Annotated in this window: 9 protein-coding genes; 4 read left to right on the forward strand and 5 right to left on the reverse strand. The window is 59.1% G+C overall.

Features of this window, described 5'->3' with window-relative positions; translation table 11 throughout:
* Positions 1-60 precede the first annotated feature (60 nt).
* Positions 61-1,569 carry an L-piperidine-6-carboxylate dehydrogenase gene (amaB, locus tag KFE13_RS12245; protein WP_260703403.1) on the reverse strand — a complete coding sequence of 503 codons (1,509 nt, stop codon included), beginning with the start codon at positions 1,567-1,569 and terminating at the stop codon, positions 61-63.
* Positions 1,570-1,727: 158 nt separating this feature from the next.
* Here amaB and frr point away from each other — a divergent pair, with 158 nt between their 5' ends.
* A complete protein-coding gene (gene frr / locus KFE13_RS12250; protein WP_260706950.1) occupies positions 1,728-2,312 on the forward strand; it encodes a ribosome recycling factor in 585 nt (194 codons plus the stop codon).
* 53 nt (positions 2,313-2,365) lie between these two features.
* Here frr and KFE13_RS12255 read toward each other — a convergent pair whose 3' ends face one another.
* The 3 genes from KFE13_RS12255 to KFE13_RS12265 form a co-directional block, all read right to left on the reverse strand.
* Positions 2,366-3,310: an MBL fold metallo-hydrolase gene (locus tag KFE13_RS12255; protein WP_260703404.1), complete on the reverse strand. Its 945-nt coding sequence runs from the start codon at positions 3,308-3,310 to the stop codon at positions 2,366-2,368.
* A 74-nt stretch (positions 3,311-3,384) separates the two neighbouring features.
* Positions 3,385-3,864 carry a YybH family protein gene (locus KFE13_RS12260; RefSeq protein WP_260703405.1) on the reverse strand — a complete coding sequence of 160 codons (480 nt, stop codon included), beginning with the start codon at positions 3,862-3,864 and terminating at the stop codon, positions 3,385-3,387.
* 44 nt (positions 3,865-3,908) lie between these two features.
* Complete coding sequence (locus KFE13_RS12265) at positions 3,909-4,511, reverse strand: TMEM175 family protein (RefSeq protein WP_260703406.1); 603 nt, start codon at positions 4,509-4,511, stop codon at positions 3,909-3,911.
* A gap of 45 nt (positions 4,512-4,556) precedes the next feature.
* On the opposite strand from KFE13_RS12265, the gene KFE13_RS12270 reads away from it, so the two are divergent.
* From KFE13_RS12270 to bamA, 3 genes are all read left to right on the forward strand, one after another.
* Positions 4,557-6,689 (forward strand): molybdopterin-containing oxidoreductase family protein, encoded by a 2,133-nt coding sequence (locus KFE13_RS12270; protein ID WP_260703407.1) that lies wholly within the window; start codon positions 4,557-4,559, stop codon positions 6,687-6,689.
* Between the two features lie 72 nt (positions 6,690-6,761).
* Entirely contained in the window at positions 6,762-7,742 is a 981-nt protein-coding gene (locus KFE13_RS12275) for a threonine dehydratase (RefSeq protein WP_260703408.1), read from the forward strand.
* 336 nt (positions 7,743-8,078) lie between these two features.
* Positions 8,079-10,889, forward strand: coding sequence for an outer membrane protein assembly factor BamA (bamA, locus tag KFE13_RS12280; protein WP_390891620.1), 2,811 nt, complete (start codon positions 8,079-8,081; stop codon positions 10,887-10,889).
* A gap of 253 nt (positions 10,890-11,142) precedes the next feature.
* On the opposite strand, the gene KFE13_RS12285 is transcribed toward bamA, so the two are convergent.
* Entirely contained in the window at positions 11,143-12,558 is a 1,416-nt protein-coding gene (locus tag KFE13_RS12285) for an RDD family protein (RefSeq protein WP_260703410.1), read from the reverse strand.
* Positions 12,559-12,723 lie beyond the last annotated feature (165 nt).

Raw genomic sequence — 12,723 nt, forward strand, 5'->3', positions numbered from 1 at the left:
AACGAAAAGCGGCTGCCTCGAAAGGGCAGCCGTTTTGTATTTGTGCGCGGCGTCTGTGGGTTAGTCGATATCGAAGACGACGCCTTGCGCCAGCGGGAGGTCTGTGCCGTAGTTGATGGTGTTGGTGGCGCGGCGCATGTACTGCTTCCAGGCATCCGAGCCGGACTCGCGTCCGCCGCCTGTCTCCTTCTCGCCGCCGAAGGCTCCGCCGATCTCGGCGCCTGAGGTGCCGATGTTGACGTTGGCAATGCCGCAGTCCGATCCAGCAACCGAGAGAAACCGCTCGGCCTCACGCATGTCCATCGTGAAGATGGCCGACGACAGCCCCTGCGGCACATCGTTATGCAGCGCGATGGCGTCGTCGAAGTTCTTGTAGCGCAGGATGTAGAGAATCGGCGCAAAAGTCTCATGGCGCACCGTGTCGTTCTGCTGTGTCATTTCGACAAGTGCGGGCCGTACGTAGAAGCCGTCCGAGCAGCCTGCTACATTAACACGTTCGCCACCATCTACTTTGGCACCGGAGGAGCGCGCGTTGGTGAGTGCAGACTGCATTGCATCAAATGCCTGCTGATCGATGAGCGGGCCAACCAACGTGCCTGCCGTGCGTGGGTCGCCGATACTGACCGACGCATACACCTTGCGCAGTTGTGACAGGAACGAATCGTAGACCGAATCATGCACGATCAGCCGCCGCAGCGTTGTGCAGCGCTGGCCGGCCGTTCCCATCGCTGCAAAAGCGACTCCACGGAGCGCAAGTGCGAGATCGGCCGAGGGGCAGATAATCGCTGCGTTGTTGCCCCCAAGCTCCAGGATCTGGCGTGCGAAGCGCTGTGCCAGACGAGGCCCGACAGCGCGTCCCATCGCTGTCGATCCCGTAGCCGAGACAAGAGGCACCAATGGAGAATCAACCAAAGTCTTGCCTACGACGGCATCGCCGATCAGCAATGACGCCAGGCCGGCCGGAACATTGCCGAATTTCGCTGCTGCTCGCTCGAAGATCGCCTGCGTGGCCAATGCTGTGAGCGGCGTTTTTTCTGATGGCTTCCACACGATGGAGTTTCCGCAGACGAGTGCGAGTGCCGCGTTCCAGCTCCATACGGCGACAGGAAAGTTGAAGGCCGAGATGACGCCGGTGACGCCGAGTGGATGCCACGTCTCCATCATGCGGTGCCGGGGACGCTCTGACGGAATGGTTTGCCCGGCAAGCTGGCGCGACAGGCCAGCCGCAAAGGTGCAGATGTCGATCATCTCCTGCACCTCGCCTAATCCCTCGGAGACGATCTTGCCTGCTTCGAGCGTAACCAGAGTCCCCAAGGCCTCGCGCTCGGCACGAAGCTCTTCTCCGAGCAGGCGAATCAGCTCACCGCGTCGTGGCGCGGGAATCTCACGCCATGCAAGAAAGGCCGTGTGCGCCTCGGCGATTATCTTGTCGACATCGTTGGTCGTGCGCACATTGGCGATTATTTCGCCGTTGATGGGGGAGCGCACCGCAAGGCTGCCTCCGGTGTAAGACTCTGCGGGAACTCCCAGGCGGCCCAGTAGCTTTTCAACTTCAGCACGTATCGTCATACGCGGGTAAGCCTAAACTGCCGCCATCGCCGTGGCAAACGATGGAGGGAACCGGTTTGCGCGAAATCCTCGTTCCGTGGGCTGGGCGAACTTCTGGCTGGACGGTGTTTTCCATTAGAATCAGCGTTGGCGCAACCGCGCATGAGGACGGCAGGATTATGGCATCGGCAATGGCAGGGATTGCAGCATTGAAGGGTACCCACCAGGAGTTGAAGTCGAGGATGGAGAAGTCGGTGGAAGACTTTCGGGCGCATCTGGCCTCGGCACGTACCGGACGCGCCAATGTGCACATGCTCGACCAGGTAAAGGTGGACTACTACGGCACGGAGACTCCCGTGGCGCAGCTTGGCCAGGTGTCGACGCCGGAGCCGACAATGATCCTTGTGCAGCCCTATGACAAGGCGATGGTTTCGGCAATTGAGAAGGCGATCCGTACCTCCGGCACGGGGCTCAACCCCATGTCCGACGGTACGGTGGTGCGTGTGCCTGTGCCTCCGATGACAGAGGAGAGGCGCAAAGAGGTGGTCAAGCAGCTGCAGAAGACACTCGAAGATCATAAGACGGCGATCCGCAATATTCGCCGCGATGGCAACGATCAGATCAAGAAGGCCGCGAAGGACAAGCTGATCTCTGCCGATGATGAGAAGCGCGCCAGCGAAGAGGTGCAGCAGCTGACCGATGCCGAGATCAAGCGCATCGAGGATCTTTTCAAAGCCAAGGAAAAGGAAGTCATGACCGTCTGACAGAACAGGGTATTGATTAGAAGAGGCCGCCAGTTGTTGGCGGCCTCTGATTTTTAAACGCCCTGATACACAAGACGCACAAACATCTCGGGCTTCACAAAGCCGTTTCCATATTTCGCGTCGAAGGCGGTGGTCGGCTTCAGCGCAACGGCCTCTTCTACTGTCTTGCCTTGCTTCTTAATGTCAGCGATTTTGCCGCGAAGCGTGGTCAACATCTCCAGCGTCGCGTCGAGGTCGGTCTTTTTGCCGACTGGACCGTGACCGGGAATAACAATCGTCGAGGTGGTGCCAATCTCCAGGCTCTTCTTTGTGGCGCGGATCATGCCGTCGATATGTCCTCCCGTCGACGCGTCAAAGAACGGATAGGCCCCGCTGAACCATGTATCGCCGACATGCAGCACATCAAGGTCGCCAAAATAGACCGAGATATCTGTATCTGTATGCGCAGGATCGTAGTGGCTCAGGGCTATAGCCACGCCATTCAGCTTTAGATCGTCTGCGTCTGTAAACACCATCGTTGGGCGCCCATCCTCCGGGACCGGAGGAAAGACGGCATTGAAGAGCTGTATCGTCTGCGGCGTGCTCAGGCGTTCGCGTGTTCTGCGATGCGCAATAATCGTTGCTCCTGCGCGATGAAGCCACGGATTGCCGTCAGTGTGATCCCAATGCCAATGTGTGTTGATCAGGTGCTGCACCGGATCGGCGCTGATGGCACTGAGGGCCGCTGTGATCTGCGGTTGCGACGTCGAGACACCCGCATCCACCAGTAGCTTGCCCTGCGGCCCGGAAAGCACGGCGATATTCCCGCCTGAGCCCATCAATACATTCAGATTGTCACGCAGCTTTTGAGTCGTGATCTTCGCAGTGGCAGCCTGGGCACGCCCCTGGATCAGCATCTCCGGAAGGCTCGTTTCCTGGCCAAAGAAGGTTCGTGGTGCGAAGGATGCAAATGCTGTAGCAGCTCCCGTTGCAAGAAAACGGCGACGTGTTGTGATCATATTTTTGCCTTCTTTTCGATCTGGTTGTTTCAGCTCTATACGATTCGCAAATTCAGCTTGTGATGCAAACACGGTTAACCGGTTGTGTGATCGACGATAATCTTCCAGCCTTTGTCGGTCTTTTCCAGTATCAGCGAAAAGATGCCCGAAGCTGGGCCGCCGTCCTTCTTGCCGCGCTCCAGGTGATACTTGCCGATGACAACGGCGAAGCGGTCGTCCAGCGGTCGTACCTCCAGCTCTGAAAAACCGAGTGTACCCATCGTGGCTTTTGTGGGATAGTCGCGTTTGTATCCTTCGGCTATTCCGGCAAACCCCCGGTTTACCGTTCCCGCGATGAATAGGGTATCCGGCGAGTCCTTATAGCTCTCAGCAAACGCCTCAATATCGCCGCGGTTCCATGCAGCTTCCTGTGCCAGCAACACTTTGACAACGTCAAGCTGCTGCTGCGGTACGGTCGTAAGCTGTTGCTGCTGGCTCCATGCAGGAACGGTCAGCAACGCGGCAGCAAGAAGAGGCAGAACGGGACGAAGGAACACAGCAGCACCTCGGAGCATCTGGGTTCACTCTAACAAAACAGATTCCGCTGCCTGCTAACCCTTTAGCGGGGTGTTTTGTCGGGACATGGCGCAGCGAATGCAGTCGGCACAATCCAAATGATGGTTACAAGCGAGATTACGCCCAGAGCGATGCGCGGATGAACGTGTGCCAGCGGAATCGCCGCGATATACAAGACCAGGCTCGCGAGGTGCTTGCGCTGCGTAGCCGTATCTTCCTGGCTCAGATCGCCGGTTTCTTTTAACAGGCTCTGAATAGCGAGACGGAGCAGAAAAAAGGTAATGCCCGTGACGATCATCGACGCCGCATACAGGGCGACGGAAAACGAGTTCATATCGTTCTCGATCACATAAGCGGTGAAGAAGGGAAGCAGTGAGGACGCGAAAAGAAACGCCAGGTTGGCGTAGAGCGCCCAGTGACCACACTGCTCGACCCGGCCAATGAGCTGGTGATGATTCACCCAGTAGATTGCAATAAATGTGAACGACAGCAGGTAGATAAACAACATCGGTGCAATTGAAAGAAGACCGGGAATGCCAGCCTCGTGTGGCACTTTCAGCTCAAGCACCATGATGGTGATAATGACGGCAAGCACGCCGTCGGAGAAGGCCTCGAGTCGCGTCGTGGGGAATCGTTTTTGCTGCATGCGCCGAGCATACCGCAGAAGTCGGCGCGGGCATAAAATGAATGTATGAGCGAAGAACGGGCATCGACACGCACCGTGCACGCAGTTTGTTCGCACGATTGCCCTGACTCCTGCGGTGTGCTGGTTACCGTCGATCAGCTTACGGGCCGCGCCACAAAGATTCAGGGTGACCCGTCCCATCCGGTGACGCGCGGCTTCCTCTGCGGCAAGGTGGCGAAGTATCTCGACCGCGTCTATTCGCCCGATCGCCTGCTCTACCCCATGCGCCGCAAGCCCGGCATTCCCAAAGGGCCTCTGCCGCAGGGCCGTGAGGCAGAAGCCTTCGAGCGCATTACGTGGGATCAGGCGCTGGATGAGATTGCTGCCCGCCTCACGACGATCGCTGCCGAGTATGGCCCTGAGAGCATCCTGCCCTACAGCTACGCCGGTACGATCGGTCAGCTGGGCTATGGCTCGATGGATCGGCGCTTTTTCTACCGCCTCGGCGCCTCGCAGCTTGATCGCACTATCTGCTCCTCGGCTGGCGGTGCTGCGCTCTTAAGCGTCTATGGCATACGGCTTGGCATTGCGCCTGAATATTTTGCCCACTCAGGACTTGTCATTGCCTGGGGAGCGAATATCCATGGCAACAACATCCATCTGTGGCCCTTTATTGAAGAGGCCCGCCGCCATGGCGCCCGTCTGATCGTCGTCGATCCCTACAAGACGCGTACAGCCGCGCTTGCCGACGAGCATCTCGCAATTCATCCCGGAACAGACACTGCGCTTGCGCTGGCTATCATGCATGTCATCCTGCGCGATGGCCTCGAAGACAGTACATACATTGACAGTTGCACACACGGTTTTGCTGAGCTCAAAGCGCACGTGTTACGGCCGGAGCACTCTCCAGCGGTCGTTGCAGGCGTCACCGGTATCGATGCCACGATCATCGAGCGCTTCGCTCGCGCCTACGCTACTGCAGGGCGCAACGGCAGCCGTCCGGCAGCGATTCGCCTCAACTATGGCATCCAGCGCAGCGAAAACGGCGGCACTGCGGCGCGCGCAGTCGCAATGCTTCCTCTGCTGACCGGTTCGTGGCAGTACAAGGGAGGCGGGCTGCAACTCTCCACTTCGGGTACGTTCCCCTTTAAGAGCGCGAGACTGCAGATGCCTGAGCTGATGCAGGCCAGCTCGCTTGGCCGCGATGCACGCATCATCAACATGAACCAGCTCGGCGAAGCGCTGACGACCGATGATGCAGGAGTCGGCGGCCCGCCGGTGAAGGCGCTCTTTGTCTACAACTCCAACCCCGGAGCCGTCGCGCCTAACCAGAACGATGTATTGCGCGGCATGCGGCGTGAGGATCTTTTTACGGTCGTGCATGAGCAGTTCTTTACCGACACGACCGACTACGCCGATATTGTTCTTCCGGCAGCGACCTTTTTGGAGACGAAGGACGTGCAGGGCGCGTACGGGCATCTCTATGCGCAGCTTTCGGAGCAGGCTATCGCCCCGCTGGGCGAAGCACGCAATAACGTCCGGCTCTTCGGAGAGCTTGGCCGGCGCATGGGCTTCCCCGAAGCCTGCTTCGATGACCGCGAGGACGAGCTGATCGACCAGGCCATCGATACCGGAGCGCCGTGGTTTGCAGGTATCACCCGCACTACGCTCGAGCGTGAAGGTCACATTCGTATCGCCATGCCCGAGAATGCGAATGGCGATGTGTTGCCGTTCTCTACACCTGAATGGTTCAGGACGCCAAGCGGACGTGGGGAGCTTGTCCCAGTCCCTGTTTTCAAAGCGCCGACAGAGTCGCGTGCCAATGCGCGCGAATATCCTCTGGAGTTCCTGCCGCGCAAGGCCGATAACTACATGAACTCGACCTTCGCCAATATCCCCGTGCACCAGCGCATGGAGGCGAAGACAGCTGGCATTCTCGAGATGCATGCCTCTGACGCCACGTCTCGTGGTATTCAAAGCGGCGATGAGGTTGAGATCTTCAATGCGCGCGGCGTGATCCGGCTGCGCGCCCACGTCAATGGCCATGTGGGTGCAGGTGTCGTTGCTGCGCGCCTCGACTGGAACAAGCTCTCGCCCCATGGCTCGAATATCAATGCGCTTACGAGCGAGCGGCTTACGGATATCGGAGGTGGAGCCACCTTCTACTCCACCCTTGTCGAAGTTCGTAAAGCTGGATGAGCCGGACTCTCTTTTCGAAGCCGGACTTCGGTCCGCATCATCGTATTGCTAACCATAAACTTGGAGTCGGTGATGGAGAAAGGTCTTCCTACTCTTGAAGAGATACGGCGGGCGGCTGCGCTTGTCTACCAGACGATGCCCGCGACCCCGCAGTACACGTGGCCTCTGCTGAGCGAACGAGCTAATGCGGAAGTATGGGTCAAGCACGAGAACCACTCCCCCGTCGGAGCTTTCAAGATTCGTGGGGGTCTTGTCTATATGGACTGGCTTCGGCGCGAACGTCCTGACGTAACCACGGTCGTCACCGCGACCCGCGGCAATCATGGCCAGTCCATTGCCTTGGCTGCCACCCGAAGCGCCATCCGCTCCGTCATCGTGGTGCCGCGTGGCAATAGTGTCGAGAAGAATCGCGCCATGCAGGAGCTGGGGGCAGAGCTGATTGAAGAGGGCGACGATTTTCAGGCTGCGCTCGAGCATGCCGTCCGGCTGGAGCGCGAGAACGGCTGGCACTGGGTTCCCAGCTACCACCGCCTGCTGGTTACCGGAGTCGCCACGGCTTCATTGGAGTTCCTTTCCGCGGCCCCCGAGCTTGACACCGTCTACGTTCCCATTGGGATGGGCTCAGGCATCAGCGGCATGGTCGCCGTGCGGGATGCCCTCGGGCTCCGCACCCGCGTCGTAGGTGTCGTTTCGAGCCATGCTCCGGCCTTTGCCCTCTCCTACGGTGCGGGCCGAGTGGTGGAGCATGCCGTGGCCACCCGTATCGCCGATGGGGTCGCCTGCCGCAAGCCTACCGAAGAGGCTCTTCAGGTCGTTCTTTCCGGGGTCGACCGTGTCCTTCAGGTCTCCGACGACGAGGTCGAGGCAGCCATGCGCGCCTACTTCGCCGACACCCACAATGTAGCGGAAGGAGCCGGGGCTGTCGGTCTTGCCGGCCTGCTTCAGGATCGCAAGGCCCGGCCATTGGGGGTTGGAGCGCGTGTCGGCACTGTACTTGGCGGTGGCAACGTCGATACCGACGCCTTCGCCCGGGTGCTCGCGGCCTCCGCATAAATTTCCTTGCCGGGAGCGGGTGACCATTCGTAGTGTCGTCGGTCAAAAAGTCACCGCATTTGGTCAGCTTTTCGCGGTGAACTGTGTCCGATAACCTGTTTTTTGTGCAATGTAACCTGCGGGCAAACTCGCTAAGCGCCCGTACGCTCCCATATAATCAAGACTCCCCTTCAGGAACCGGCGGGGTCTGATTTTTCTAGCAGTGAGGGTGTGCGTATCTTTACCGTAAATCGAGAGAGCGGAAGCTCCCTGAAGAGCAAGACAAGGCCTGTGCGCGCATGCTCCAGCTGCTTCCGCATCGTTTATTCCGTGTCGTTTCTCGCATTCGCCCTTGCGATGGTTCCGTCGCTCCGGGCGCAGGATGCCTCGGCCAACACAGGCAATCCGCAGACACTCTGCCAGCCGCAGGTTGTCGGTAACCGCAGAATCCCCAAGGAGTCTGTCCTCGCTCGCCTGTTCTCACACCAGGGCGATCTGTACGATCCGCAGGTTGTCGAGCGGGACTTCAACTCGTTGTGGAACACCGGCTACTTTGATGACGTCCGCATCGAGCGCGTCGACGGCGCCAAGTGCGTTCAGCTCGTCGTCTATGTCCGCGAGAAACCCACCATCCGCGAAATCAACTACAAGGGCGTCAACGCCATCTCCCAGTCCGACATTATGGATGGCCTGAAGAAGGCAAAGGTCGGTCTTTCGGTCGAGAGCCAGTACGATCCAACCAAAGTGAAGCGTGCCGAAGTCGTTCTGAAGGAGATGCTCGCTGCCCACGGCCATCAGTTCGCCACGATCCGCACCGAGGTTAAGACCATTCCGCCGGCGGCCGTCGCGCTGACCTTCAACGTGAAGGAAGGCCCGACCGTGAAGGTGGGCAAGATTCAGTTTGACGGCAATGTCAGTGTTTCCGACCGCGCCCTGCGTGCGTCGATGAAGAACCTCAAACCAATCGGCATTCCGCATTCGATCATTCTTGAGAGTCTCTTCCCCCGTACCTACGACGCTACCAAGCTTGACGAGGACACCGAGCGCGTCCGTATGGCGTATCGTGATCGCGGCTACTTCAAGGCGCTCACAGGCCCCGCCGAGACTCACGTCCGCGATGCAGGCGGCCTTAATCCGCTCACGCTGCGCCCGTCCAAAGGTAAGCGCGTCGACATTCTGATGCCCGTTGAAGAAGGCTCCCGCTACCGTCTGGGCGGCATCACCTTTACCGGCAACAAGAACCTCACCAATGCCAAGGCCTTGCGCGCCCAGTTCGCGCAGAAGGACGGCGAGTTCTTCAATGCCACTCTCTTCGGCAAAGGCCTGGAGGCTCTGCGCAAAGCCTATGGCCAGTATGGCTACATCAACTTTGTTGGAACGCCGGTCCCGCGTATCGACGAGGCCAAAAAGCTGATCTATCTCGATATCGACATCGACGAAGGCAAGCCCTTCTACGTGTCGCGCATTGAATTCCAGGGCAACACCATCACCCGTGACAAGGTTATCCGTCGCGAGCTGCTGCTCGACGAAGGCCAGATATACAACTCGCAGTTGTGGGATCTGTCCATCATGCGCATCAACCAGCTGAACTACTTCGAGCCCCTCAAGGCTGAGCAGGATTCTGAGAGCCGGCAGAACGCCGACGACGGAACCGTGGACCTGCTGCTGAAGGTCAAGGAGAAGGGCAAGAACTCCATCGGTCTTAACGGTGGTATCAGCGGTCTGCAGGGAACCTTTATCGGTCTCAACTACGAGACCAACAACTTCCTCGGTCTTGGCGAGACGCTTTCCGTACAGGCCAACATCGGCGACCTGTCGCGCAACCTGAGCTTCGGTTTCACCGAACCTTACTTCCGCAACAAGCCCATCTCGCTTGGCCTGCAGGTCTTCACCAGCAAATACGACTTCAATCCGGCCAAGAGCTATGCCATCACCAAGGGGCAGAGCGAGAACCTGACCACGGCACAGCAGTCGCTGCTGACGAATTACAACCAGTCTTCCACCGGCATGACGCTCTCGCTCAGCTCGCCGCTGCGGCATCTCTGGGCTAACAAGGGCGTCACCCGCGTCGGTGTCTCCTACGCACTGTCGCGCTCGTCGGTCACGACGTTCAACGACAATACGCGCAACGTCTTCCAGACTCTCGCGTTCCGTGCTGGCGTTCAGGGCCAGAACCAACTGAACGGCATCATTACTTCGACAATCACGCCAAGCTTCAGCTTCTCGAGCATCGATCGCGCTGTGGGGCCGCACTCCGGACGTGACGTCAATCTTGCTGTTCAGATCGCTGGCGTCGGTGGCAACGTCAAGTATGTTCAGCCGATCATTACCTATCGCCAGTTTTATCCCATCAAGGGTCTAAAGATTAACCGCGAAGGACACAACGTACTCGCGTATCGTGCTCAGCTCTCGCACATCACCGGCTTCGCCGGCGAGGTAGCTCCGCCAACCAACCGTATCTACTCCGGCGGCGAGATGGATGTGCGCGGTTTCGACGTTCGCTCGTCTTCGCCGTACACCTTCATTCCCAATCGTGTGCTCTTCAACCTCACGAATCCCGATGGCACCACGGTTCCGCGCGATCCATCCAACCCGTCGCTCGGCAATGTGCAGATTCCCCTGCCGCTTTATCGCATGGTCTCGATCGGTGGCGACACCAGCTTTACCGGGAACATCGAATACCGTATTCCCATCGTCAACCAGGTTACGTTTGCCTTCTTTACCGACTTCAATATGACCTTTGACGTTTATCCGGATCAGCTTCGCCAGAGCGTCTCCGGCCAGCAGGAGATCTCCAGCCCGCTTTACGGATGCCCTACCTTTATCAACGGCGCCTGCTATGGCGGCAAGCAGATTTCCTTTCCCAACCCGCTCAAGGTCGTGCCTGGCACCAACTATGTGCCCCGCATGTCGAACGGAGCTGAGTTGCAGGTCATCCTGCCGATCGTCAACGCACCGTTCCGTATCTTCTACGCCTACAACCCACTGCGCCTCTACAAGACGGTGCCGCAGCAGCTGGCTACGGATGGTGCTACGTTCCGCAGCTTCTTCCCGGACTCCGGGGCAGGCCAGTTCACCTACCTGCAGGCCATTCAGCTCTATGGAGCCGACTACATCCTGCGCGAGCCGAGAAAGACCTTCCGCCTGACGGTATCGACTACCTTCTAGGCGAAGTTCTAGCTGTAAGAATGAAAGCGGCTATGCCAAATGAGGCATAGCCGCTTTCTTATACTTGCCGTCTGATTCGGATCGTAGAGAAGGCTCCGTGTCCGGTAATCCGGCCGACGGTGACCTGATCAGGCTGGCAGCTTCTGCAACGCGGCGCCTGCGGCTCTGTGCGTCGGAGAAGGAGGCTAGATCACAAGTGCTTTGGGGACTATGCGCGGAAATATCTCAAGCAGCTCAACCCTCGAAAGCGGATTTAGTAGCTACGCTGATACATCCGAGAGATATGGTCGTGCCAGCCCAGTCCGTCGCTGTCAAATAGCGTCCAGATCAGGCCCAGGCCCAGCGGTGCTGCTGAAAGCACAAGAGCAAAGGCGCGGCGGCGCATCGCGGCGCGTGTCGGGTTCTCATCCGAGAACGTGCACAGCCCGATCCGCGCATAGCGCATGCCCGGAGTGGCATCAGAGAAGGTAAAGAACAGGTACTGATAGGCAAAGCCAAGTACAACCAGGGCACCAACGGAGCTCAACGCTGCCGTCTGCAGGTTTATGTGCAGCCCATTCGGGGCGAACTGTGATGCCGTCAACACGAGCGCGGCAATAAAGACAAGGAATGCCGCCACAATCGCGCATCCGTCGACAGCCGCCGCCATAATGCGCAGATTCATAGGAGCGACCTGAAAGGACGCAGCATAATGCCGCTGCGCTTCTTGCTGCTGCGCAGCCGATGTAACACGGGCCTGCCGTGCGTAGCCCGCATACTCGTCTGTCTCTGTATGGGCGACAGCCTCTCCGCGAGGTTGCGCGTCCAGAAGGATCGATGTCCATTCCGGCGCAACGGCGTCGACCGCAGGAGCCGGAGAGAGCTGCTCGGGCTCCACTTCGAAGATGCGAAGCTGCGTCGTATCGTGCTGTGCGTCATCCTCCTCGCGCAGCGGTCCCTCAGCCAGCCTTGGACGGGCTTTGCGCGCCGCAACAAGCTGGCGCGGAAACTCGATCAGGTTCGCCGGAATTTCGACCGTAGGCTCGAGAACTTCAAAGATCGGCGCCTGGCGGAAGGCGATTTCCTCATCCAGCGAAAGCGCTTCTTCAGGGTCGATCGTCTCAGCATCGAGTTCCTCGTGCGCTGTTCTCAGGGCACGGAGAGCGGCCTCGCTGTCGGGCAGGCGAATATCGTTGCCTAGACGTACGGTGAGTGAGGATGCATCAAACTTCGGCTCAGGAGCAGCATGCAGCTCAGGCGTCTCGGCCTTTGGCGCAGGCGGAGCCGGAACGAGCATGGGGGCCGGTTGCGGCTCCGCGGCGTACTGGTCGAGCGTCTCCAGCAGCTCGTATTGGGCCTGCGCGACGGCCTGTGCGTTCAGGGCAGCTACCTCGGCTGCGGCCTCGGCCTGTTGGATTGCCCGCTCGGCCTCTTCGGCCAGAAAAGAGCGGTAGCTCTTGGAGTGCGCATAGCGTTCGGCGACGGCAGCAGCGATGCGCGACGCCCGCTCACGTGCCGGGGTAGCCGGGGCAGGTTGCTCGACAGCAGTGCCGACCGGCCGCACTTTGCGGCTGCGGTGCGCCGCAAGACGCTCGGCCACCTGCTGCTTCAGAGCAAAAGGCTCCAGAGGCAACTGGTCTGAAGAATCGGGTGTGGTCGTCGCCTGCTGTAATTTTCGCTCTGCGCTCATGGTGCCTGTGAAAACCTCGAACCCGCTACGGGTCAATTCTTGTTAGCCTCAAAGAGTGGTGCCAAGTTCTACACGTTACGATGCAGGGGCCCGGGAGCGGTGTGGCCAGTTTGCCGGTTGTATATCAGGCCTCGGCTTCAAACCCACCTTTGGCAAAGGCGACTG

The organism is Edaphobacter flagellatus (assembly GCF_025264665.1).
In the GTDB taxonomy this organism is placed as follows: Bacteria; Acidobacteriota; Terriglobia; order Terriglobales; family Acidobacteriaceae; genus Edaphobacter; species Edaphobacter flagellatus.